Below are 23,104 nucleotides of genomic sequence, written 5' to 3' on the forward strand. Positions count from 1 at the left end.
CCTGATGTCTCGATGCTGTCGCGATGCGGCTTAGCCGACCACGCCCATGATGTCCGACTCCTTCATGATCAGGAGTTCTTCGCCGTCCAGCTTGATCTCGGTGCCCGACCACTTGCCGAACAGCACGCGATCGCCGACCTTGACGTCGATCGGGGTCAGCTTGCCGGTCTCGTCGCGGCCGCCCGGGCCGACGGCGATCACCTGACCTTCCTGCGGCTTCTCCTTGGCGGAGTCCGGGATGATGATGCCGCCCTTGGTCTTGGTCTCGGCATCGATCCGCTTCACGACGACGCGGTCATGGAGAGGACGAAAATTGATTTTAGCCATGGGCTATCCTGTGTGTTGCTGGAGGGGCTTTGGCGTTCGAGTGCCGGTTCGTGATCGCGGCTCGTATTCGTGTCCGCGTGTTGGCAGTCGTACTGCAAGAGTGCTAATTGTGCGCCCGGGAATATGGCCTGCTGCTGTTCCTGTCAAGCTGACGGGCTTAAGGGCTTGGTGATGCCGGTGTAAGATGCTCCGTCCGCCGGACGGGACACTGTTCATCGGCGCGACCGCATTGCCTGCTGCGGCATTTTGCGGTTGTGTGGGGTCGGGGCGAACGGGGCGTTTGCTCGGGGAGAAATCATGGTCAATTCACGCAACGCACGCGCGTCGCTCAATCTGGGCATGGCGTCGCTGATGGCGCTGGGGCTCGGCGCGTGCGGCAGCATCGGTGGCTTCAGCCTTGGCGGTTCGCAGCCGGCTGCAGTGCAGGAGCCGGCGGCGCCGCCGGAACTGCCCGCCACCATCCGCTCGGAAGAAATCGTCGGCCGCTGGGGCCTCGCGTCGTATCTCAATCCGTCCGACCGGGCCCGCACCGAAAAGGCCGCGGTCGCGCAATGCAAGAATCCTTACGTGATCGGTGCCGGTCCGACCGGCGGCGTGATCATGCATCTGGCCGACCAGGCCACCCCGCAGGAGCTGCGGCTGAAGGGTTCGCAAAGCGGCAAGAACTATATCGGTCCGGCCGGTCCGATTGGCGAGCAGGATCGCGAGATCGTGTCGTTCGACGGCCGCGTGATGATCACCCGCTTCGTCGACAAGGACGCCGCCACCCGCTACGGCAACATGGTCTATGTCCGCTGCGCACCGCGCGCCTGACCTCTGCCAAATCTCCAGGGCCGATCTGATTCCATGACCCGATGAGCGGACTGCGCAGACTGGTGTCCGGACCGGAGCGCGCGGTCGGCGTTTTGGCGGTCACCCAGATTTTGTGCTGGGGCATGCTGATCTATCCGCCGGTCTTGACCATGCCGCATCTCGCCGCGGCGCACGGCTGGTCGCTGGCGTTCGGGATGTCCGGGTTTTCGCTGGCCCTGGTGATCTCCGGCATCCTATCGCCGGTCATTGGCGGTCTGATCGACCGCCACGGCGGCAACGTGGTGATGGCGCCGGGAGCATTAGTCGGCGCGCTCGGCATGGTGCTGATCGCCGGCATCGACCTGTGGCCGGTGTATTTCGTCGGCTGGGCGCTGCTCGGTGTCGCGATGGCCTCGACGCTGTACGATCCGGCGTTCGCCACGCTGGCGCGGCTGTTCGGCACCACCGCCCGGCGGCAGATCACCTTCGTCACCTTCGCGGGCGGCTTCGCCTCGACCGTCGGCTGGCCGGCGACCCATCTGCTGCTCGACGCTGTCGGCTGGCGCGGCACCTATTTCGCCTTCGCGGCGGTGCTGGCCTGCGTGGTCGCGCCGTTGCATGGCTTGGTGCTGCCGCGCAAGGCCGCGCCGTCGGTCGTTGCACCCAGCCCGAACCCGCATCTGATGCCTGCGGAGCCGCTGCGCCCGGAGGGGCGCCCGTTCGTGCTGATCGCGACCGCCTTCGCGATCTACGCCTTGATGCTGTCCGGGGTGACGTCGAACCTGCTGGCGATGTTTCAGCGCGGCGGCCTTGATGCCGGCACCGTGGTGACGCTCGGCGCGCTGTTCGGCCCGTCGCAGGTCGCGGCCCGGCTGGCGGACTTCCTGCTCGCCGGCCGGACACATCCGCTCTGGATTGCGCGCGGGGCGGTGACGCTGATGGCCTGTTCGTTCGCGATGCTGGCGTTTGCCGGCCCGTCGGTGCTGGTCGCCGGCGTGTTCTGCGTGGCGTTCGGCGCCGCCAATGGCGTGATGACGATCGCGCGCGGCAGCCTGCCGTTGTTGATGTTCGGAGCGCAGGGCTATGGCCGGGTGATCGGCCGGATCGCGCGGCCTGCGCTGTTCGTGCAGGCGTCGGCGCCGTTCATCGTAGCGGCGGCGGTGGAGCGGTTTTCCGACGCCACCGTGATCGAGGTCGGGATGGTGTGCGCCCTGGCGACGCTGGGATGTTTCCTGGCGCTGCAGCCGCCACGCGCCGCCGAGCGGCGCTGAGGCGGCAGCCGGCGATCAGTTGAACATCGCGTCGATGTCGTCCTGCGAGGCGTGGCCGTCTTCGCCGAGCGCACGCGGGCCGTTGAGCAGCTTGGCGTCGTCGTCGCGGTTGTCGACCACCGCAGGCGCGTGTGCCTTGATCTCGTCGACGCCGCCCCAGATCTCCATCATCTGCACGATGTGATGCTCGATGAACTTCATCGTGTTCATCACCTTGCTGATGCGCTGGCCGGTGAGGTCCTGGAAGTTGCAGGCCTCGAAGATCGAGATCACCCGCTCCTGGATTTCTTCGCTGAGCGCCTGCTGCTGATCGGCCGAGTTGACCTTGCCGAGCGCGGTGGCGGCCTGATCGATCGCTTCCGCAGCTTCGAGGATCTGCTGCGTGGCTTCCTCGGTGCCGCCGACGACCGCGCCGAGCTCACCGTTGACCTTGGCCATCTCCTCGCCGCTGAAGCTCTTGGAGTGCAGCACGGCGATTTCGCGCTTGGTCTGATCGATCGCGTTGTGGATCAGATCGAGTTCGATCTTCAGCTTCTCGCACTGCTCGACCTGAGCCTTGTAGCTCGCCAGCAGCGCCTTGGTCTCGGCGGCTTCCGCCGCGAGCGAAGCGTCGATTTCTTTGTTGGTACCTGACTCGCCGGTGGCGGGCGCAGGATGGACGCCGTTGACGATCTGGGCTCGGATCGCGCGTAGCTCCGCCATCAGGTCGCGATTAGTCGGACCCGCTTCGAATTCGATCGGTGCGAGCATCGGCGCTGCGCCGAGCGTAAGTTCTTCAATGCGGAAACGCTTGCGTTGGAAGGACATCGGTCGGTTGATCCCAGTTCAAGGCACCGGCTTGTCGTAGCGGCATCTGTTTAACGGTGCGTTGCGGATCGGAACCTGCATTTTCGCTAAGTAATAGGACGAGCGAACGCACTGTTAACCATGGCGCAGCGGCATTCATCAAAAATAAACGCTGATCTCAGGAATGGGCGTTCAGAGCGTCATGGTGAATCCGTTTGCCGCTCGCGTTTACCAAACCGATCCGGTTTTGGTTTCTGATCCGTTGCGTTCACCGCCGCAAATTTCGGCGAGTCCACGACGAAACGGTGCAGAGTACGTCGATGTTCAACAAAACTACCCTCGCGTTGCTGACCAGCGTGTCCTGTCTCGCCGCTGGCTATCATCCCGCCGTCGCTTACGAAATTTCATCGAGCCCGGAGCCGACGGTGGTCTATGCCGAGCCGCAGCCCGCCCCTCCGGCTCGGGTGCGCACCGCCTATGCCGACCGCCCGAATCTCGGCGGCGGCTTCATCGAATTCCTGTTCAGCGATGGCGCTCCGCCGCCGTCCTCGCGGTATTATCAGCGTGAGCCGGCCTATGAACAACGCCGAGAGTACGTCGCGCCGACCGCTCCGCAGCTGATGCAGGAGCAGGAAGCGGCGATCGAGCCGGCCCATCCCGAGTTCGATCCGCGCTACGAAAAGCAACTTGTTGATTACCATGGCGGCGAAAAAGCCGGCACGATCGTGATCGATACCCCGAACAAGTTCCTCTACCTGGTGCAGGGCGAGGGCAAGGCGCTGCGCTACGGCGTCGGCGTTGGCCGTCCCGGATTCACCTGGTCGGGTGTGAAGACGATCACCGCCAAGCGCGAATGGCCGGCGTGGACACCGCCGAAGGAAATGCTGGCGCGCCGTCCCGACCTGCCGCGGCACATGGAAGGCGGGCCGGCCAATCCGCTCGGCGCGCGGGCGATGTATCTCGGCTCCTCCCTGTACCGCATCCATGGCTCCAACGAGCCGTGGACGATCGGCACCAACGTCTCCTCCGGCTGCATCCGCATGCGCAACGAGGACGTCATCGACCTGTACGGCCGCGTCGGCGTCGGCACCAAGGTGGTGGTGATCTGATCGGTCGACGCAAAGACTGAGCCTGCTCACGACAACGGCCGCCCGAGTGGGCGGCCGTTGCACGTCGGCGGGCGCTGGAGAGCTTTAAGCGAAGTCGCTGTCGCCGCCGCCGTCGAAATCGTCGGAGTCCATATCCATGTCGTCGCGGTCGTAGCCGGCGTCGGCGACCTGGTCGTAGTCGTTGTTGTTCTGATCCGTCATGCCGTAGCGCGAGCTGTCGTCGACGCCGCCGCGCTGTGAACCGATGTCACCAAGCCCGGCCTGCTGCGCGAGGTTGCCGCCCGAGGAGTCGCTGCCGCCCCATGGGCTCTGCAGGCCGCTGCCGAGGCCGCCCTGGTCGGCGAGGCTCTGGTGCGAGCCGCCGCCCATCATGCCGCGGATGCTGGAGAGCAGCAGCGAGCCACCGACCACGCCTGCTGCAGCCGCCGCTGCGGTGCCTAGGAACGAGCCGCCTCCGCCACCTCCGCCGCCGAACGGCGAGGCGCCCTGGCCGCCATACTGGCCCTGCGGCTGACCATAGGGCGCCTGCTGCGGCTGGCCGTAAGGCGGCGCGGCAGATTGCTGGCCAAGCACCTGCCCGGTGTTCCAGGCCGGACGGCTGCCGGTGCCGGGCGGCGGGACGTTCGGCACCGAGCCGCGTTGCGGCGCCTGGCCCTGGCCGAAAATGGCGTCGCGCATCGAATCGAGAAAACCGCCGCGCTCCTGCGACTGCGGGCCGTGATCGGACTCCAGTTCCTGGATGCGCTCGTGCGCCCGCTTCAGCGCTTCGTCCTGGACCAGCACGGTCTGCACCAGCCCGTAGATCGCATTCGGCGCGATCCGCAGTCCTTGCGAAATCGCAGCGGCGGCGTCGGGGTCGCGTGGGGTGGCTTCCAGGCGGGCGAGCCGTTCGAACAGATCGTCGACAAGCTGGCGTTCCTGCGGCGTCATGATGATCTCCCTGAGCATCGCTCGAACCTGCGCCGCGGCGCTCGCCGGCGGCGATCGCAGGCGCGGGTGTCGTCAAATCTAAGGAACCTTGAGGCGGCCGTAAGTCCGGCCCTGGATTAAATTTCTGTATGCGACAAAACGGCCTGACCCGGCGCCTGGGGCGGCATCGCAGCGAGGCTGACGTTGTGTTTTGCAAGTAGTTCCGGGAAGCGCTCCCCGCCGAGATACGCGTATTCGCGCGCGCGCTGATCGGTGAAGGGATCGAGGCTGATCAGGATGTCGTCGACCTCGCCGGGATGGCACATCACCAGGCCGCCATCGGGCAGGCCGTCGAGGAACGAGCCCATCAGCGTGTCGAAGTCGGTCTCGCGCAGGAAGTCGTAAGCGCCGGCGAAACCTGAATTGAATGCGATGCCGAAGCGGGCCGCGCGGCTACGGAAAGGTGCGCTGAGCGCGTCGAGCAGCAGCGGTTTGGGATTGCCGAGCCGCCGCGCCAGCGGCACACTGCGGCCGCATTGCCGGACCCAGGCATGCGGCGCCAGCGTCTGCACGACGCTCAGGAATGCGTCGCGGACCTGCGGAAACAGCTGCACGTGCTGATGGCCGTCGATGTAATCCGGCGGACGGCCGAATCGGTCGGTGAAGGCTTCGATCTGGGCGCTGAGTTCGGTGGCGATCACCGCGCTGTCGTGTCGGCGCAGCAGCGTGCCGCGCAGCTTGCGCCCGAGCGGCAGAAACTGGCCGCCATGCAGCGGGTGATAGTGCATCGTCAGCGGTGCGAACGGCGCCGTCAGGGTCGCGTGCAGCCCGATCGCCGCATGCGGATTAGCGGCGGCGGCGTTGAGCAGCTCGGCTGCATCGTCGCGTCCGATCGCCGGGCCGACCATCATCACCGAGGTGGCGTTGATGCGGCCGCGTTCGATCAGATCGCGGATCGCGCGATTGACCCCGGGGCTGATGCCGTAATCGTCGGCGACCAGCCAGATCCGGCGCTGGCCAGCTTCGCTCATTCTGCGGCGGACCGCTTGGCCGGATCGCCGGCATTGGTGTCGGCGCGCTTCACGCTATGCTCGGCCACGAAGTAGATCGGCCGCGCTTTCATCTCCGACAGGATCTTGCCGATGTACTCGCCGACGATGCCGATCATCAGCAACTGCACGCCGCCGATCGTCATCATCCCGACGATGATCGACGGATAGCCGGGCACCGATTTGCCGTCGATCCAGGTCTCCCACAGGATCGACAGGCCGAACAGGAACGCGCTGATCGCCAGCACCACGCCGAGCAGGCTGGCGATCCGCAGCGGCGCCACCGAGAACGACGTCAGTCCTTCGATCGACAATCCGATCAGCCGCGCGGTCGAGAACGTCGAAAAGCCGTGCGAGCGCGGTTCAGGCTCGTAATCGACCCGCTTCTGGCGGAAGCCGATCCAGCTCGCCAGGCCTTTGAAGAAACGGTTGCGTTCGGGAAGCTGCCGCAGCGCCTGGGCGGCGCGCGGCGACAGCAGGCGGAAGTCGCCGGCGTCTTCCGGGATCTTCTGCCGCGCGCCCCAATTGATCAGCGCATAAAAGCCGCGCACCGCGGCGCGGCGCAGCGCCGGCTCGTTGTCGCGATGCGCCTTGGCCGTATAGACGACGTCGAAGCCGTCTTCGATCCAATGCCCCACCAGCGTCTCGACCAGTTCCGGCGCGTGCTGGCCGTCGCCGTCCATGAACAGCACGGCACCGCGGCTGGCGTGGTCGAGCCCCGCCATCAGGGCGGCTTCCTTGCCGAAATTGCGCGACAGCGACACCACCTGCACGTCGAGCATGGTGGCGGGCAGATTGCGGGCGATGCTCAGCGTCGCATCCGAGCTGCCGTCGTCGACATACACCACTTCGCAGGCGAGGCCGTAGCGCTGGCGCAGCGTCGCGGCCAGCGTGATCAGCCGGCCGTGCAGCGCCTGCAGGCCGCCGGCTTCATTGAAGGCCGGCACCACGATGGACAGGCCCAGCGCCGCGGCGCTACCCGCTTCGGTGGACAGACCCGAGACGTCACTCCCAAGCATCATCGATCGACTTCCGGCTTGCACGCGGCCCTGTTTGTCTCGTGACTATATGGTGGTTCCACCCGCCTGCGCCACCGGCGCCGGTCTGCTCGGCGTTATTCCGGCAGGAACGCCGCAAGCTTGCTGAACAGCGGGTTTTCCTTGTCGAACACGTAGTCCAACGCGGCCACCGACACGGTGTCTGCGCCATGCTGCCGCAGGAAGCTGCCGAGCGCGTAAATCTGCGCCGGCGGACAGTGCAGCGTCAGCATTCCCGACGAGGTCGGCCCGCCGAACGGCGACACCACGCCGAACCGGCTGTGCGCCTCGGCCAGCAGCGCGTCGTTGCAGCCTTTGAACCGGGTGCGGACTTCCTTGTACTTGCCGGCGCGGGCCCGCGAGGCGATGTGATCAAGGATCACGCGCGCGGTTTCGCGCGCAGTGTCCGACCAGTCGGCTTCGCGCGAGGCGACGAGGTTGGCCTGGCTGCGCAGCATCACGCCGTCGTCGAGCACCTTCAGGCCATTGGCGGCCAGCGTCGCGCCGGTGGTGGTAATGTCGACGATCATCTCGGCGGTGCCGACCGCGGGCGCGCCTTCGGTCGCGCCGGCGCTCTCGACGATCCGGTAGTCGACGACGTTGTGTTGGGCGAAGAAGCCGCGCGTCAGGTTGATGTACTTGGTCGCGACCCGCATCCGCCGGTTGTGCTGGGCGCGGAAGCCGGTGGTGACATCGTCGAGATCGGCCATGGTGCGGACGTCGATCCACGCCTGCGGCACAGCCACCACGACATTGGCATAGCCGAAGCCGAGCCCGTCGATCAGCAGCACGCGTTTGTCGGCATCGGTGATGCTCTCGCGCACCAGATCCTCGCCGGTGACGCCGAAATGCACCGAGCCGCGGGCGAGGTTGGCGGCGATCTCGCTCGCCGACAGATACGCGACTTCGACATTGTCGAGGCCTGCGATCGTGCCGCGATAGTCGCGCGCGCCGCCGGGCTTGCTCAGCGTCAGCCCGGCGCGGGCAAAGAACGCTTCGGCGTTTTCCTGCAAGCGGCCCTTGGACGGAACCGCGAGAACGAACGGCGCGCTCATGCGGCACCTCCGGCGCTGGTCTGTTTCATCGCCTCGATCCAGATCGAGAAGCCGACCGCGGGGATCGGCGAGGCTGCGCCGAGCTGGCTCATCAGCCCGTCATAGCGGCCGCCGGCGACCAGGGGCTCGTCGCCATTGCCGGCATGGTGCAGCTCGAATTCGAAGCCGGTGTAGTAATCGACGCCGCGGCCGAATGCGGTGGAGAACCGCACCTTCGACAGATCGATGCCGCGGCCGGCCATGAAGCCGATCCGCGCTTCGAACTGGTCGATCGCTGCGTCGATCGACAGTTTTGCGTCGGCGGCGAGTGCGCGCAGCGCCTTCAGCGCGTCGTTCGGCGCGCCGGCGATCGCCAGGAAGCGCTTGATCTTGTCGAGCGCGTCGCGCGGCAGCGCGCCGCTCTTCAGCGTCGATTGTTCGAGGAAGCGGTCGGCGATCTCCGCCACCGAGCGGCCGCCGAGCGTGGTGGCGCCGGCGATCGACATCAGATCGGTGACCAGCGCCAGCGCCGCCTTGCGGTCGGAGCCGGCGAGCGCGGCGAGCACGCCTTCGTATTCGTTGCTGGTCGAGGGTGCGAGCGTCAGCCGCTCCAGGTCCTGCGCCAGGCTGGCCTTGCGATGAAAATCCTTCATCAGCCGGCGCCGCCACACCGGCATCAGATCGAGCGCATCGATCAGCGCGGCGAACAGCGCGACGTCGCCGGTGCGGACCTCGACCGCGCTGACCCCGAGCGCGGTGGTGGCGCCGAGCGCTAGCGCCAGCATCTCGGCATCGGCCGCGGCGCGATCCTGGCGGCCGAACGACTCGATCCCGGCCTGCAGGAATTCACTCGGCTTGCCGCCACGCTGGCGGAACACCGGGCCGAGGTAGCAGAATCCGACCGGCTGCCCGGCGGCCTTGGAGGCGAGATAGTCGCGCGCCACCGGGATCGTCAGGTCCGGGCGCAGGCACAGTTCCTCGCCGCTGGCGTCGGTGGTCAGGTAGAGGCTCTTGCGGATGTCCTCGCCCGAGAGGTCAAGGAACGGTTCGGCGGGCTGCAGGATCGGCGGTGTGGCCTGGGCATAGCCGGCCTCCGCGAAAGATTGCAGCAGCGCCTCCGCCCACGCGGCGGATCCGGTCGCGCGAGTGGCGGCGGTCTTTGTCATGATCGGTCAGTCCTGCGGTCCCGGGCAGGGAGGGTGAAACAGAAAACGCTAGTCGGCGCAGCCCTTAACACGGGTGAATGACAGATTCGACCGTCATCCGCCGGGCGCCGGGTGAGGCGGGGGCGCCAATGGTCGAATATTACCTAATTACCCTTCCAATCGCCCATCACCGCCTGAACCAGCGTCAGGGCTGCGACCGCCGCGGTATCGGCCCGCATGATCCGCGGGCCGAGCGCTAGGCGCAGGATGTTGGGCTGTTTGAGCAGCAGGGCGCGCTCTTCGGTGGAAAACCCGCCCTCGGGCCCGACCAGCAGGTCGACGCCCTTCATCGCCGCATCCCGCGCGGCCTGCAGCGCGGCGACCGGATCGGCGATTTCGGCATCTTCGTCGCAGAACACCAGCAGCCGTTCGCCGCCGGCCCGGCTGGCCAGGAACCGGTCGAGACCCATCGGCTCGCCGACCTCGGCCAGGCTCAAGATACCGCATTGCTCGGCGGCCTCGATCACGTTGGCGCGCATCCGGTCGGTGTTCAGGCGGTGCACCTGGGTGTGCTGGGTGAGCACCGGCTGCAGCCGGCCTGCGCCCATTTCCACAGCCTTTTGAGCCATATAGTCGAGCCTGGCGTGCTTCAGCGGGGCGAACACATAGGCGACGTCGGGCAGGCGGTCCTGCGGCCGGGTCTGCTCCGCCACTTCCAGCGCGTCCGGCCGCTTGCGGCCCGCGATGGTGGCGCGCCACTCGCCGTCGCGGCCGTTGAAGGCCAGCACCGCGGCGCCGGCACCGAGCCGCAGCACATTGCCGAGATAATTGCTCTGGTCGCGCTCGAGCGGCACCTGCGCACCGGGCGCGAGGGCGGCATCGACGAAAAGGCGGGGGCTGCGGAAGTCGTATCGGCTCATCGGCTGGGTCTCACGCGCCGCTTCTAACCCAATTTTTCAAGAATATCAGCCGCCTGTGGGGCGAAGCGCCGCGCTGCCGCCCCAATCGGCGGGTTGTTAAGGGCGATCCGGAATCGTAAAAGGCCCCAACGTCGTTTTTCGACGCGTCATTGGGCCAACGGGGACCATCGAACCTTGCCGGAGGAGCAGCCTTGATCATCCGACGTTTGATCGTACCGGCGTTAGCCGCCGCATTTGCCGTTCAAGCCGTCCCGGCGCTGGCCCAGGGCGCGTTCCCGGCGCCGTTGCCGAACCAGTCTTCATCTTCCTCGGCATTTCCCGCACCGCTGCCGAACCAGTCGTCGTCATCGCCGGCTGCATCGAGCAACAGCTCGGTGTTTCCGCCGGTGAACAGCTCGGGCGGATCGTTCCCAGCCGCGGGCGCAGCTCCGATCGCCGGTGGCGGCGGCGCGTTTGGTCCGCCTCCCGGCGCCGCGCCGATGGGGCAGCAGGCCGGCGGCGAAGCCTGCATGAACGACTTCCTCAAGCTGCGGAAAGAAGCCGAGAAGCGCGGCCAGGCGATCCAAGCCGCCGGCAAGCGAAAGGCGCCGGCCTCCGAGGCCTGCAAGCTGATCGGCGCGTTCTCCAGCTCCGAAGTGGCGATGATCAAATACGTCGTCAGCAACTCAAAGCGCTGCGGCATCCCGGACGACATCGCCGAGCAGCTCAAGACCGGCCACAAGCGCACCGAGCAGATGCAGAAGCAGGTCTGCAACATTGCCGAGCAGCAGCAGCGCGGGCCGGCGGGTCCGAGCTTCGCCGACGTGCTCGGTTCCTCCAGCGCCACGCCTGAGGCCAACACCTCCGCCAAGAAGTTCGGCGGCACCACCTTCGATACCCTCAACGGCAACGTGCTGGCGCGATGAGTGGAATTCCGGCCAGCGGCGCGGCCGGGCGAGTCGCCGACTCCACCGGCAACTGGGTCGATAACCATGCGCCGCTGTGGACGCGGCCTTATCTGAGGCTGGCGCGGTTCGATCGTCCGATCGGCTCCTGGCTGCTGCTGATGCCGTGCCTGTGGTCGGCGGCGCTGGCCGCCGGCATGGCCCACGACCTCAGCCGCCTGCCGCTGTTCTGCGCGCTGTTCTTCATCGGCTCGTTCGTGATGCGCGGCGCCGGCTGCACCTGGAACGACATCACCGACCGCGATCTCGACGACAAGGTCGAGCGCACCCGGTCGCGGCCGATCCCGGCCGGGCAGGTCACCGCCAAGCAGGCCGCCGTGTTCATGGTGCTGCTGTGCCTGATCGGCCTCGTCGTGCTGCTGCAATTCAACAGGTTCGCGATTCTCACCGGCATCGCATCGCTGATCATCGTCGCGGCCTATCCGTTCATGAAGCGGATCACTTACTGGCCGCAATTCGTGCTCGGCCTCGCGTTCTCATGGGGCGCGCTGATGGGCTTTGCCGGCACGTTCGAGCGGCTCGATCTGGTCGCGTTCGCGCTGTACGCCGGCTCGATCTCTTGGGTGATCGGCTACGACACTATCTATGCGCATCAGGATGCTGAAGACGATCTGATGGTTGGTATCAAGTCGACCGCGCTGCTGTTCGGCGAGAATACCAAGCTGGCGCTGGTGCTGCTGTTCAGTGTGGCGGTGAGCCTGATCGGCGTGGCGCTGAAGCTCGCCGATGCCGGCTGGTTCGCCTGGATCGGCCTTGCCGCGTTCGCGGCGCATCTGGTGCAGCAGATCGTGCGGGTCGATATTCACGACAGCCCGCTGTGCCTGAAGCTGTTCAAGTCGAACCGCGATGCCGGCCTGCTGCTGTTCGGCGGCCTGGTGGCCGACGCCGTCTCGCGCACGATGGCGTGAGGCCGGGCAAGCCCGGCGCTCTCATCCGATTTCTGATTAGTTGCGCGCGATGATCTCGCGTTCGCCGCCGAAGCACTTCGGCGCGTCGAGCAGACGGCCGACCCGTCGGCGCATCAGGAAGCGCGGACGACGCTTGCTGATCACGTGATGACGGCGGCGGCGCTGCGCGGGTTCGCGCTGCTTGTCTTCGGGCAGCTGCGGCAGTCCGAAGATTTCACTCCAGAGCGCCCACATGCGTTCGATCTCCTCGGGATCGTCGCTGATCCCGAGCGGGATCGACAGCGACGGATCGCGGTGCACGAGCATCAGCATGCGGCCGTCGTCGAGACCTCGGCAGCCGATGCCGCGGAAGTCGCTGACGCTGACGTTCACCGCCATTCTCATGCCGGCGACGGCGCGGCGTAGCACCACCCGCTCGCGGTGTAGTTCGATTTGCCGGATGCCGCCGTCGGCCCGCACATCGTGCGCGTCGAAGCGGATCGGCAGTGAGAGAGGGTCGAGCCGCAAGTCGCGGCTCGACCCGGCGAGGTTAGCCCCGCCTGTTGCTGTTTGACGCCTCACGGCTTTGATCTCCCCGCCGGAATTATGTTCCCGGTCGATGGGTGAGAGCTTGCCAGAGCCCGGTCCGAATTCGCTTAATAAGGCTGGTTAATCGAAACTGACCCCGACTGCTTCGCCGCTCATGATTGACAGAACCTTGGCCAGCATGATTGACGCAATCTTGCACCGGCGCCGGCAATGAATTGTTCCGGCTGGGAGCAAAGTGCTTGAAGTCCGCGCCGAACAGGCACATCTGTGATGTACACAGCGCGCCTCCGCTGCTCCCGCGTCGTTACTTCCAGCCTTAGGAATTGTATTTGTGAACTCTTCACCAAGCGCACGTTCGTCGGCTTCCTCCTCTGTGGATTCCGCTTTGTTCGATCAGTCGGCGCTGAGCGATTTGGCAGAACGGCTGGTCGAGGCGGCGCGTCGCGCCGGCGCCGATCAGGCCGATGCGGTGGCGGTCCGCGGGGTGTCGCACGGCGTCGAAGTGCGCGACGGGCGGATGCAAGAATCCGAGCGTTCGGAAGGTGACGATGTCGGCCTGCGGGTGATCGTCGGTCGCCGTCAGGCGGTGGTCTCGACCAACGACATCAGCGGGGACGCGGTCACCAAGCTGGCCGAGCGCGCGGTGGCGATGGCCCGCGTCGCGCCGGATGACAAATATGTCGGCCTCGCCGATCCGGATCTGCTGGCGCGAGATTTTCCCGAGCTCGATCTGCTCGATCCGGCCACGCCCTCGACTGCCGAATTGGAGCAGCGCGCCCGCGCCGCGGAGGCCGCAGCCCTCGCTGTTCCCGGCATCACCAAATCGGGCGGCGCCTCGGCGTCGTCGGGGATCGGCGGCATGGTGCTGGTGACGTCGACCGGCTTCCAAGGCTCGTTTCTGCGCTCCAGCCACAGCATCTCGATGACCGCGATCGCGGGCGAGGGCACCGGGATGGAGCGTGACTATGAATATACGACCGCGCCGCATGCCGCCGACCTGATGTCGCCGGAGGAGGTCGGGCGCGTCGCCGGTGAGCGCACCGCTGCGCGGGTCGGGCCGCGCAAGGTCGAGACCTGCAAGGTACCGGTGGTGTTCGATCCGCGCGTCGCCGGCTCGCTGGTCGGCCATCTGGTCGGTGCCGCGAATGGCGCGTCGATCGCGCGCAAGACCTCGTTCCTGAAGGATCGTCTCGGCCAGAAGCTGTTCAAGGACGGCATCCGCATTGTCGATGATCCGCTGCGCAAGCGCGGTCTGCGCTCGCAGGCGTTCGACGCCGAAGGCGTTGCGGTCAAGCCGCTGTCGATCGTCGACGATGGCGTGCTGACGTCGTGGCTTTTGGATTGCGCGACCGCGCGCGAGCTCGGCCTCACCACCACCGGCCACGCGCATCGCGGCGTATCGTCGTCGCCGTCGCCGGGACCGTACAATCTGCATCTCGAAGCCGGGCCGCTCAGCCCAGCCGAACTGATCGGCGACATCAAGCAAGGTTTCTACGTCACCGATCTGATCGGCTCCGGCGTCAACGGTGTCACCGGCGACTATAGCCGCGGCGCCGCCGGGTTCTGGATCGAAAACGGCCAGCGCACCTACGCGGTCAGCGAAGTCACCATCGCCGGACACCTGATCGACATGTACAAGACGTTGACGCCGGCCAGCGACCTGACCTTCCGCTACGGCGTCAACGCGCCGACGCTGCGGATCGAGGGGCTGACGATTGCCGGACGCTAATCCAGATACGCGACACATCGAAACATCTGAAAGCGACGCATCGCTGCTCGCCGACACCGTGCGCGAGGCCGGCGCTCTGGCGCTGTCGATGTTCCGTACCGAGCTGCGGACCTGGACCAAGGGCGCATCCTCGCCGGTGTCGGAAGCCGATATCGCCGTCGACGAGCTGATTCGACAGCGGCTGCAGGATGCCACGCCGCACTACGGCTGGTTGTCGGAGGAAAGCGCCGACGATCTCACACGGCTCGACAAGGATTGGGTGTGGATCGTCGATCCGATCGACGGCACCCGCGCCTATCTGGCCGGCCGGGAGGATTGGTGCGTTTCTGTTGCGCTGGTCGCGAACGCCAAGCCGATGCTGGCCGCGGTGTTCGCGCCGGTATCTGGTGAGTTCTTCTTTGCCACACGTGGCGCGGGTGCGTCGCTCAACGGCGCGTCGCTGCACGCCAGCGTCGGCACCACGCTGGAAGGCGCCAAGGTCGCCGGCCCGAAGCCGCTGATCGAACGGCTGGCCTTGCCATCGACCGCGCACATCCTGCCGCGGATCGGCTCGCTGGCGCTGCGGCTGTGCCGCGTTGCTGATCGTCAGGTCGACGTTGCGTTCGCCGGAGGGCAGAGCCGCGATTGGGACCTTGCCGCGGCCGATTTGATCGTGCACGAAGCGGATGGTACAATGACAACTCTCGCGGGCGAGACCATCGTCTACAACCGTCCCGAGGTCACACATGGCGTGCTGGTGGCTGCGGGGCGCGAACGTCATGCTCACATCGTCGAGCATTTTCGCGTTTCTCCGCGAGGCTGAGCGCGCGCATGCCTGTTCGCCGCAATGAGGAAGTTTGATGTCGGACAATGCGCAGCAATTGCTCCACCTCGTAATCGGGGGAGAATTGACGGACCTTGAGAACGTGACGTTTCGCGATCTCGACAAGGTCGACGTCGTCGGGGTGTACCCGAACTACGCAACGGCCTATGCGGCATGGAAGGCCCGGGCGCATCAGACGGTCGATAATGCGCACATGCGGTACTTCATCGTTCATCTGCATCGCTTGCTCGATCCAGAAAAAGAAGCCCGGTCCGCGCAGCACTGATCGCGCGGGACTGACGATGCTGCTCGGCGATGATGCGCGTCACCTTCGCGGTGACAGACGGGGCCGTTGATGGTTGATCCGGTGCCGATGACGCTCCGCGTCTATCGCAAGCTGACCGCTGCCGCGGCGCCGCTGGCGTCGCTGTGGATCGGCCGGCGGCTGAAGCAGGGCAAGGAAGATCCGTCGCGGGTCGGTGAGCGTCGCGGTCTCAGCAACGATGCACGGCCGCGCGGGCCGGTGGTGTGGATCCACGGCGCCAGCGTCGGCGAGGTGTTGGCTGCGGCCGGACTGATCGAACGGCTGCGCGCGCTCAACCTGCGCATCCTGCTCACCTCCGGCACGCTGACGTCGGCTCAGGTGGTGGCCAGCCGGTTTCCGCAGGACATCATTCACCAGTTCATTCCCTACGACGCACCGCGCTTCGTGGATCGCTTCCTCGATCACTGGCGTCCAAGTCTGGCGCTGTTCATCGAATCCGATCTGTGGCCGAACCTGATCCTCGCTGCCTCGGCGCGGCGGGTGCCGATGGTGTTGATCAACGGCCGGATGTCGCAGCGCTCGTTCCCGCGCTGGCAGCGCGCGTCCGCAACCATCGGCGCGCTGCTCGGCCGGTTCGATATTTGTCTGGCGCAGTCGCGGGTCGATGCCGAACGCTTCAGCGCGCTCGGCAGCCCGAGCGTGATCACCACCGGCAACTTGAAGATGGACGTGGCGCCGCCGCCGGCCGATCCGGGCCGGCTGGAGCGATTGCTCGCGGTCACCCGCGGCCGCCCGGTGATCGTCGCCGCCTCGACCCACCCGGGCGAGGAAGAATTGCTGGTGGAAGCGCATCGCCGGCTGTCGGCGAGTTTCCCGACGCTGCTGACCGTGATCGTGCCGCGGCATCCGCATCGCGGCGAGCAGGTCGCCGGCCTGGTCGAGGCCGCAGGCCTGCCGGTGGCGCTGCGCTCGCGCGAGCAGCAGCCGATGGCCGCGACCGCGATCTACGTCGCCGACACCATGGGCGAACTCGGACTGTTCTATCGGCTCGCGCCAATTGTTTTCATGGGCGGCTCGCTGATCGAGCATGGCGGCCAGAATCCGATCGAGGCGGTCAAGCTCGGCGCCGCGATCGTGCATGGCCCGCACGTCTCCAATTTCACCGAAGTCTATCGCGCGCTCGACGATGAAGGCGGCGCGTTCGCCGTGCCCGACGTCGACGCGCTGGTGCTGCGGATCTCGTCGCTGCTGTCGAACCACGACGCGCGACAGATCTCGATCACCGCGGCCACCAAGGTGGTCGACCGCCTCGGCGGCGCGCTCGACCGCACCATCGCGGCGCTCGAGCCTTATCTGCTGCAATTGCAGATCGAACAGGGCGCCGGGAATGCGTGAGCCGGGCTTCTGGCACCGGCCTCCTTCGCTGGTGTCGCGCCTGCTGCTGCCGATCGCCGCGATCTACGGCAACATCGCTGCGGCGCGGATGCAGAAGACCGGGACGACCGTTGGTGTGCCGGTGCTGTGCGTTGGCAACTATCACATGGGCGGTGCCGGCAAGACGCCGACGACGCTTGCGCTGGTGGCGCTGCTACGCGAATTCGGTGAAACCCCTGTGGTCCTGAGCCGCGGCTATGGCGGGCGGTTGCACGGGCCGATCCAGGTCGATCCGACGCGCCATAGCGCTGCCGATATCGGCGACGAGCCGCTGATGATGGCGCGCCGGGTCCCGGTGGTGGTGGCGCGCGACCGCACCGACGGCGCGGCGCTGGCCTGCGCGCTCGGCGCGAGCGTGATCCTGATGGACGACGGCTTTCAGAATCCGGCGCTGACCAAGGACGCGGCGTTGATCGTGGTCGATAGCCATCGCGGCATCGGCAATGGCAGCGTGTTTCCGGCCGGGCCGCTGCGCGCGCCGCTTGCGCTGCAGATCGCGCGCACTGATGCGCTGGTCGTAGTCGGCGACGGCACTGCCGCGGACGGCCTCGCACAGCAGATTACGAACAAGGGCGGCGTGGTGCTGCGGGCCCGGCTGGTGCCGGAGCCGGCGTCGGTCGAGGCGCTGCGGGGGCGACGGGTGCTGGCGTTCGCCGGCATCGGCGATCCCGGGCGGTTCGTCGCAACGCTTCAGGCCAGCGGCGTCGAGGTGGCCAAGCAGCGCGCGTATCCCGATCACCACCCATTTACGGCCGAGGAACTGGCCGAACTTGCCGCTATCGCCAAGCGCGATGGGCTGACCTTGGTCACCACCGAAAAAGATCTGGCGCGGATCGGCGGCGCGCCGCCGTCGCTCGGCGTGGAGATCGTGCCGTTTGCCGTGACGCTGGCGTTCGGCGACGAGTCGAAGCTGCGGCTATTCCTGCTTGACCGGCTCAACGGTGCGCGCGCCGAGAGGCTCGCCGGGCGGCGCTGAATCGCTGCCTCAACCCTTGGGCTGAAACGCGTCCGGATAATGCCGCTTCAGCACGGCTTCGGCCGTGGCATAGGGCTCCTTGAGATCGACGCTCCAATATTTCAGCTCGTCGAGCGGGATCTGCACCCCGGTGACGGCGCAGCGCACATAGGTGCCGGGCGAGATCACGCGGAAGTCGCCATCGAGATACTGCACCTGGGCTTCGCCAGAACCCGAGAAGCCAAATTTGTTCAGCACGGCTGATCTCCTGGAAAACCGCAGGTTGCGGAACGAGGCAACGCTGCGGGTCGATACACCTGACAGATAGAACGGAAGCGCCGCATTGCAAACCGCCGTCCTGTCATGGCGGCGTCGTTTTCCCCGCGGCCTGCGGTCGTCCGGCTAGAACAGCGACCCCTGGCCCGCCGGACTTGCCGGCCGTTTGGCCGGTTTGGCCGGCGCTGCCGCCGGCTTGGTGGCCTCGACCGGCGATCCGCTGTCGCCGTCGGCGGTGACGGCGACCCGGCCGTCGGCGAATTCGACACTGAGTCGGGCGCCCGCGGCGACCGATGCGGCGGCGTGCACCGAGCGGCCATCGGCATCCCGCACCAGCGCGAACCCGCGCGCTAGGACTCCGCGGTATGATAGTGCGGTCAGTAGCTTGCCGGTGGCGTCGACCCGCGCCTGCCGGCGTTCCAGCAGGGTGATCAACGCCCGCCGGGCCCGCTCGGCGAGGCGATCCAGCCGCTCCTGCTCGCGGGCGATCCGCATCCGCTGTGCCTGCTGATTGGCGAGCTTTGAGGCCTGCAGCCGCACCGCCAGCCCCTCAAACCGCTCCCGGCGATGCCGCAGCGTGGCGCGGGCACAGCGCTGCAATTGCGTGCCGGCGCTGTCGAGCCGGTGGGCGCTGTGCGCCACCTGCGCTCGCAGCACCTTGAGCGTCATGCCGGCCGCCGCAGCGGCGAAGCGGCGGTGATGCGCATGGGTGTTGGCGCGCAGGGCGCGCGGCAGCGAGGCGGCCGCGTTGTCGAGCCGCTGCCGCGGGATCGCCAGCAGGTCGGAGGCGCCGGGCAGGGCGCGCGCGGCGGCGCGCAGCTCGTTGCGGCGGAAATCCTGGCAGCGCTGCCAGCTCGACAGCATCCGCCGGGCTAGCCCGCCGACTTCGACGAACAGCTCGGCGCGCACCGGGACGGCCATTTCGGCAGCCGCCGTCGGGGTCGGCGCACGCTTGTCGGCGGCAAAATCGATCAGAGTGACGTCGGTCTCGTGGCCGACCGCCGAGATCAGCGGGATCATGCTGTCGGCCGCGGCGCGGACGACGATCTCTTCGTTGAACGACCACAGATCTTCCAGCGAGCCGCCGCCGCGCGCCACGATCAACAGATCCGGCTGCGGGATCGGCCCATCCGGGCTGAGTTCGTTGAAGCCGCGGATCGCGGCCGCAATCTGCTCGGCCGAGCCTTCGCCCTGCACCCGCACCGGCCACACCAGCACGCGGCGCGGGAAACGGTCTTCCAGGCGGTGCAGGATGTCACGGATCACCGCGCCGGTCGGCGAGGTGACGACGCCGATCACCTCCGGCAGCCACGGCAGCAGCTGCTTGCGCGCCTCGTCGAACAGGCCCTCGGCGGTGAGCTTCTTCTTGCGCTCTTCCATCAGCGCCATCAGGGCGCCGACGCCGGCAGGCTCCAGCGCCTCGATCACGATCTGATATTTCGACGAGCCGGGATAGGTGGTCAGCTTGCCGGTGGCGATGACCTCGAGGCCTTCCTGCGGCTTGAACCGCATCCGCCCGGCGACGCCCTTCCAGATCACTGCCTCGATCTTGGCACCCTCGTCCTTCAGCGCGAAATAGCAATGTCCCGACGAATGCGGCCCGCGAAACCCGGTGATCTCGCCGCGCACCCGGACATGCCCATAGGTGTCCTCGACCGTCCGCTTCAGCGCCTGCGACAGCTCGGAAACGGTGAATTCGCCGACATTGGCGAGAGTTTGGGGGGACTGCAGTCGGGCCATGCGATTCGATCGGAGGTTTGCGGGTGCGGCGGAAGGTAGGGACTTTCGGCCCTGCCGCCAACCCGCGGAAGTCGCCGGTCTGTCATCCGGACATATCCACATCCGCGCCGGCGCGCGTTGCCGGGCGTGTGCCGCGTGTTACACCTCGCGGACCATCCACGGGGCGCACGGTCAGGCTTTCATGAATATTCTCCTTCTCGGCTCGGGCGGGCGCGAACATGCGCTGGCCTGGAAGATCGCGGCCTCGCCGCTGGTCACCAAGCTGTGGTGTGCGCCGGGCAATGCCGGGATCGCCCGCGAGGCGACCTGCGTGGCGCTGGACGTCGGCAACCACCAGGCCGTGGTCGAGTTCTGCAAGGCCAATCAGGTCGACTTCGTGGTGGTCGGGCCGGAAGCGCCGCTCGCCGCCGGGATCGTCGACGATCTGGCCGCAGCCGGCATCAAGGCGTTCGGACCGAGCCGCAAGGCGTCGCAGCTCGAAAGCTCCAAGGGCTTCACCAAGGATCTGTGCAAGGCGCACAACATTCCGACCGCGGCCTATGAGCGGTTCGGCGATCCGAACGAGGCCAAGGCCTATATCCGCGCCCAGGGCGCGCCGATCGTGATCAAGGCCGACGGCCTCGCCGCCGGCAAGGGCGTCGTGGTGGCGAGCACGCTGGGCGAGGCGGAGGCCGCGATCGACATGATGTTCGGCGGCGGCCTCGGCAATGCCGGCGTCGAAGTGGTGGTCGAGGATTTCCTGGTCGGCGAAGAGGCGTCGTTCTTCGTGCTGTGCGACGGCGAGCACGCGCTGCCGCTGGCCACCGCGCAGGACCACAAGCGCGCCTATGACGGCGACAAGGGGCCGAACACCGGCGGCATGGGGGCGTATTCGCCGGCGCCGGTGATGACCGACGCGATCTGTCAGCAGGCGATGCAGCAGATCATCTATCCGACGCTGAAGGCCATGAAAGCGATGGGCGCGCCGTTCAAGGGCGTGCTGTTCGCCGGGCTGATGATCACCGAGGATGGTCCGCAGCTGATCGAATACAACGTCCGGTTCGGCGATCCGGAATGCCAGGTGCTGATGATCCGGATGAAGGACGATATCGTGCCGGCGCTGCTCGCCTGTGCCGACGGCCAGCTCTCGCATATCAGCCTGCGCTGGCACGACGAGCCGGCGCTGACCGTGGTGATGGCCGCCAAGGGCTATCCGGGCCACTACGAAAAGGGCACCCGCATCGCCGGGCTCGACCGCGCCGAGACGATTCCGGGCGTGCAGATCTTCCACGCCGGCACGGTGGCGTCGGGCGACTGGGTGCTCGCCAATGGCGGCCGGGTGCTTGCCGTGACCGCTTCGGCCAAGACCGTCGCCGAAGCGCAGCGCCGCGCCTACGAGGCGATCGGCGTGATCAACTGGCCCGAAGGCTTCTGCCGCCGCGACATCGGCTGGCAGGCGGTGGCGCGGGAACGGCGAGGGAAGTAGTTCGTTTTTGTGTGGGTGAATAGCATCCTGCTCGGTGCGCCCCCTCTCCCGCTTGCGGGAGAGGGTTGGGGTGAGGGCGAGCCGAGCACAGCGGCCACGTGGTTCGGAGACTCAGCTTCCCCCACCCGGATCGCTGACGCGATCCGACCTCCCCCGCAAGCGGGAGAGGTTGCGCCGACTGCGTTGCTTCGCTCTGCCAATCACCAAAGGAGTATCGATGTCCGATCTCGCCGACTTGTTTCCGGGCTTCGGCTCGGAATGGATCAACACCTCGTCGGGCCGGATCTTCGCGCGCGTCGGCGGCGACGGGCCGCCGCTGTTGTTGCTGCACGGCTTTCCGCAGACTCATGTGATGTGGCACCGCGTCGCGCCGAAGCTGGCGGAGCGCTTCAAGGTGATCGTCGCTGATCTGCCGGGCTACGGCTGGTCCGATATGCCGGAGAGCGACGATCAGCACACGCCCTACACCAAGCGGGCGATGGCCAAGCAGCTGATCGAGGCGATGGAGCAGCTCGGCCACGTGCATTTCGCACTCGCCGGACACGACCGCGGCGCCCGCGTCAGCTATCGGATGGCGCTGGATTCGCCGGGCCGGCTGTCGAAGCTCGCGGTGCTCGATATCCTGCCGACCTACGAATACTGGCAGCGGATGAACCGCGCCTATGCGCTGAAGATCTATCACTGGAGCTTCCTGGCGCAGCCGGCGCCGCTGCCGGAAAACTTGCTCGGCGGCGATCCCGATTTCTACGTGAAGGCCAAGTTGGCGAGCTGGACGCGGGCCGGTGATCTGTCCGCGTTCGATCCACAGGCTATCGAACACTACCGCATCGCGTTTGCCGACCCGATGCGGCGACACGTGATGTGCGAAGACTACCGCGCCGGCGCCTATGCGGATTTCGAGCACGACAAGGCCGATGTCGAAGCCGGCAACAAGATCCCGGTGCCGATGCTGGCGCTGTGGGGCGCTTCCGGCATCGCGCAGTCGGCCGCGACGCCGCTCGATGTCTGGAGAAAATGGGCTTCCGACGTGCAGGGCGCGCCGATCGAATCCGGGCATTTCCTGCCCGAGGAGGCGCCGGACCAGACCGCCGAGGCGCTGGTTAAGTTCTTCAGCGCCGCGCCCTGAAGAACTCCCGCAGCATCGTTGCGGCTTCGCGCTCGCCGACGGCGGAATACACTTCCGGCGCATGATGGCAGGTCGGCTGGCCATAGAACCGCACGCCGGATTCCACCGCGCCGCCCTTCGGATCGAATGCGCCGAAATACAGCCGCCGAATTCGGGCGAACGAGATCGCGCCGGCGCACATCGTGCACGGCTCCAGCGTGACGTAGAGGTCGCAATCGACCAGCCGCTCGCTGCCGAGCTTGGCCGCCGCCTCCCGGATCGCCAGCAGTTCGGCGTGGGCGGTGGGGTCGCGATCGGTCAGGGTCCGGTTGCCGGCCTTGGCGATCACCACGCCGTCGCGGACGATCACGCAGCCGATCGGCACCTCGCCGGCGGCTCCGGCCGCGGCCGCCTCGGCCAGCGCCAATTCCATGAAAGTGGAAGCCGTCATCGTCGTTCTTGGCTCGTCTCGACCCGAAAACTCTGCTAGGAGACCGACTTCAGCAAAAGTGGATGGCTGTTTTGCGTGACCATGCGCGTTTCAATCGGAGCGCGCGGCCTGCGAGCCGTTCCC

The 23,104-nt window shown here is 67.0% G+C and carries 24 protein-coding genes; 12 read left to right on the forward strand and 12 right to left on the reverse strand.

What is annotated here, in order from left to right; all coding sequences use genetic code 11:
• Positions 1-30: 30 nt before the first annotated feature.
• Entirely contained in the window at positions 31-327 is a 297-nt protein-coding gene (gene groES / locus VRZ08_RS10235; protein WP_011156705.1) for a co-chaperone GroES, read from the reverse strand.
• A gap of 297 nt (positions 328-624) precedes the next feature.
• Here groES and VRZ08_RS10240 point away from each other — a divergent pair, with 297 nt between their 5' ends.
• A complete protein-coding gene (locus VRZ08_RS10240; protein WP_107343295.1) occupies positions 625-1,140 on the forward strand; it encodes a hypothetical protein in 516 nt (171 codons plus the stop codon).
• Positions 1,141-1,181: 41 nt separating this feature from the next.
• Positions 1,182-2,390, forward strand: coding sequence for an MFS transporter (locus VRZ08_RS10245; RefSeq protein ID WP_263990827.1), 1,209 nt, complete (start codon positions 1,182-1,184; stop codon positions 2,388-2,390).
• 15 nt (positions 2,391-2,405) lie between these two features.
• Here the strand turns inward: VRZ08_RS10245 and VRZ08_RS10250 are convergent, their stop codons facing one another.
• Positions 2,406-3,197, reverse strand: coding sequence for a protein phosphatase CheZ (locus tag VRZ08_RS10250; protein WP_107354506.1), 792 nt, complete (start codon positions 3,195-3,197; stop codon positions 2,406-2,408).
• A gap of 299 nt (positions 3,198-3,496) precedes the next feature.
• Between VRZ08_RS10250 and VRZ08_RS10255 the strand changes: the two genes are divergently transcribed.
• Entirely contained in the window at positions 3,497-4,285 is a 789-nt protein-coding gene (locus VRZ08_RS10255) for a L,D-transpeptidase (protein ID WP_414532477.1), read from the forward strand.
• 84 nt (positions 4,286-4,369) lie between these two features.
• Here VRZ08_RS10255 and VRZ08_RS10260 read toward each other — a convergent pair whose 3' ends face one another.
• The 6 genes from VRZ08_RS10260 to VRZ08_RS10285 all read right to left on the reverse strand — a co-directional run bounded on the left by VRZ08_RS10260 (position 4,370) and on the right by VRZ08_RS10285 (position 10,379).
• Entirely contained in the window at positions 4,370-5,215 is an 846-nt protein-coding gene (locus VRZ08_RS10260) for a DUF2076 domain-containing protein (protein ID WP_414532478.1), read from the reverse strand.
• A gap of 116 nt (positions 5,216-5,331) precedes the next feature.
• Entirely contained in the window at positions 5,332-6,225 is an 894-nt protein-coding gene (locus VRZ08_RS10265; protein ID WP_414532479.1) for a ChbG/HpnK family deacetylase, read from the reverse strand.
• Entirely contained in the window at positions 6,222-7,265 is a 1,044-nt protein-coding gene (locus tag VRZ08_RS10270; protein WP_414532480.1) for a glycosyltransferase family 2 protein, read from the reverse strand. Before VRZ08_RS10270 ends, VRZ08_RS10265 begins: the two co-directional genes overlap by 4 nt.
• 92 nt (positions 7,266-7,357) lie before the next feature.
• The gene (hisG, locus tag VRZ08_RS10275) at positions 7,358-8,335 is read right to left on the reverse strand and encodes an ATP phosphoribosyltransferase (RefSeq protein WP_414532481.1); all 978 of its coding nucleotides are present in this window, start codon (positions 8,333-8,335) and stop codon (positions 7,358-7,360) included.
• Entirely contained in the window at positions 8,332-9,480 is a 1,149-nt protein-coding gene (locus VRZ08_RS10280; RefSeq protein ID WP_414532482.1) for an ATP phosphoribosyltransferase regulatory subunit, read from the reverse strand. Before VRZ08_RS10280 ends, hisG begins: the two co-directional genes overlap by 4 nt.
• 143 nt (positions 9,481-9,623) lie before the next feature.
• Entirely contained in the window at positions 9,624-10,379 is a 756-nt protein-coding gene (locus tag VRZ08_RS10285; protein WP_414532483.1) for a 16S rRNA (uracil(1498)-N(3))-methyltransferase, read from the reverse strand.
• 191 nt (positions 10,380-10,570) lie between these two features.
• On the opposite strand from VRZ08_RS10285, the gene VRZ08_RS10290 reads away from it, so the two are divergent.
• Together VRZ08_RS10290 and ubiA are read left to right on the forward strand one after the other, a co-directional pair.
• Complete coding sequence (locus VRZ08_RS10290; protein ID WP_263990832.1) at positions 10,571-11,284, forward strand: hypothetical protein; 714 nt, start codon at positions 10,571-10,573, stop codon at positions 11,282-11,284.
• The gene (gene ubiA / locus VRZ08_RS10295; RefSeq protein WP_414532484.1) at positions 11,281-12,231 is read left to right on the forward strand and encodes a 4-hydroxybenzoate octaprenyltransferase; all 951 of its coding nucleotides are present in this window, start codon (positions 11,281-11,283) and stop codon (positions 12,229-12,231) included. Before VRZ08_RS10290 ends, ubiA begins: the two co-directional genes overlap by 4 nt.
• A 36-nt stretch (positions 12,232-12,267) precedes the next feature.
• On the opposite strand, the gene VRZ08_RS10300 is transcribed toward ubiA, so the two are convergent.
• Positions 12,268-12,792: a DUF6101 family protein gene (locus VRZ08_RS10300; protein ID WP_107343307.1), complete on the reverse strand. Its 525-nt coding sequence runs from the start codon at positions 12,790-12,792 to the stop codon at positions 12,268-12,270.
• 298 nt (positions 12,793-13,090) lie between these two features.
• On the opposite strand from VRZ08_RS10300, the gene VRZ08_RS10305 reads away from it, so the two are divergent.
• From VRZ08_RS10305 to lpxK, 5 genes are all read left to right on the forward strand, one after another.
• The gene (locus VRZ08_RS10305) at positions 13,091-14,488 is read left to right on the forward strand and encodes a TldD/PmbA family protein (RefSeq protein WP_414532485.1); all 1,398 of its coding nucleotides are present in this window, start codon (positions 13,091-13,093) and stop codon (positions 14,486-14,488) included.
• Positions 14,475-15,290 carry a 3'(2'),5'-bisphosphate nucleotidase CysQ gene (locus VRZ08_RS10310; protein WP_414532486.1) on the forward strand — a complete coding sequence of 272 codons (816 nt, stop codon included), beginning with the start codon at positions 14,475-14,477 and terminating at the stop codon, positions 15,288-15,290. The genes VRZ08_RS10305 and VRZ08_RS10310 overlap by 14 nt, the downstream gene beginning before the upstream one ends.
• 37 nt (positions 15,291-15,327) lie before the next feature.
• Positions 15,328-15,576 carry a DUF4170 domain-containing protein gene (locus VRZ08_RS10315; RefSeq protein WP_107343310.1) on the forward strand — a complete coding sequence of 83 codons (249 nt, stop codon included), beginning with the start codon at positions 15,328-15,330 and terminating at the stop codon, positions 15,574-15,576.
• Positions 15,577-15,645: 69 nt separating this feature from the next.
• Positions 15,646-16,950 (forward strand): 3-deoxy-D-manno-octulosonic acid transferase, encoded by a 1,305-nt coding sequence (locus VRZ08_RS10320; protein ID WP_414532487.1) that lies wholly within the window; start codon positions 15,646-15,648, stop codon positions 16,948-16,950.
• On the forward strand, positions 16,943-17,965 hold the full coding sequence (gene lpxK / locus VRZ08_RS10325; RefSeq protein WP_414532488.1) for a tetraacyldisaccharide 4'-kinase: 1,023 nt from the start codon (positions 16,943-16,945) through the stop codon (positions 17,963-17,965). The genes VRZ08_RS10320 and lpxK overlap by 8 nt, the downstream gene beginning before the upstream one ends.
• Positions 17,966-17,974: 9 nt before the next feature.
• Here the strand turns inward: lpxK and VRZ08_RS10330 are convergent, their stop codons facing one another.
• Together VRZ08_RS10330 and xseA are read right to left on the reverse strand one after the other, a co-directional pair.
• Positions 17,975-18,202 (reverse strand): DUF2093 domain-containing protein, encoded by a 228-nt coding sequence (locus VRZ08_RS10330; protein WP_107343313.1) that lies wholly within the window; start codon positions 18,200-18,202, stop codon positions 17,975-17,977.
• 144 nt (positions 18,203-18,346) lie between these two features.
• Positions 18,347-19,960 (reverse strand): exodeoxyribonuclease VII large subunit, encoded by a 1,614-nt coding sequence (xseA, locus tag VRZ08_RS10335; RefSeq protein ID WP_414532489.1) that lies wholly within the window; start codon positions 19,958-19,960, stop codon positions 18,347-18,349.
• A 181-nt stretch (positions 19,961-20,141) separates the two neighbouring features.
• On the opposite strand from xseA, the gene purD reads away from it, so the two are divergent.
• Both purD and VRZ08_RS10345 read left to right on the forward strand, forming a co-directional pair.
• Positions 20,142-21,425, forward strand: coding sequence for a phosphoribosylamine--glycine ligase (gene purD / locus VRZ08_RS10340; RefSeq protein ID WP_264054525.1), 1,284 nt, complete (start codon positions 20,142-20,144; stop codon positions 21,423-21,425).
• Between the two features lie 217 nt (positions 21,426-21,642).
• Positions 21,643-22,551 carry an alpha/beta fold hydrolase gene (locus tag VRZ08_RS10345; RefSeq protein WP_263990841.1) on the forward strand — a complete coding sequence of 303 codons (909 nt, stop codon included), beginning with the start codon at positions 21,643-21,645 and terminating at the stop codon, positions 22,549-22,551.
• On the opposite strand, the gene VRZ08_RS10350 is transcribed toward VRZ08_RS10345, so the two are convergent.
• On the reverse strand, positions 22,535-22,981 hold the full coding sequence (locus tag VRZ08_RS10350) for a nucleoside deaminase (protein WP_047309020.1): 447 nt from the start codon (positions 22,979-22,981) through the stop codon (positions 22,535-22,537). The genes VRZ08_RS10345 and VRZ08_RS10350 overlap by 17 nt on opposite strands.
• Positions 22,982-23,104: the final 123 nt, after the last annotated feature.

It is taken from the genome of Rhodopseudomonas sp. G2_2311 (genome assembly GCF_047501505.1).
Taxonomy (GTDB): domain Bacteria; phylum Pseudomonadota; class Alphaproteobacteria; order Rhizobiales; family Xanthobacteraceae; genus Rhodopseudomonas; species Rhodopseudomonas palustris_H.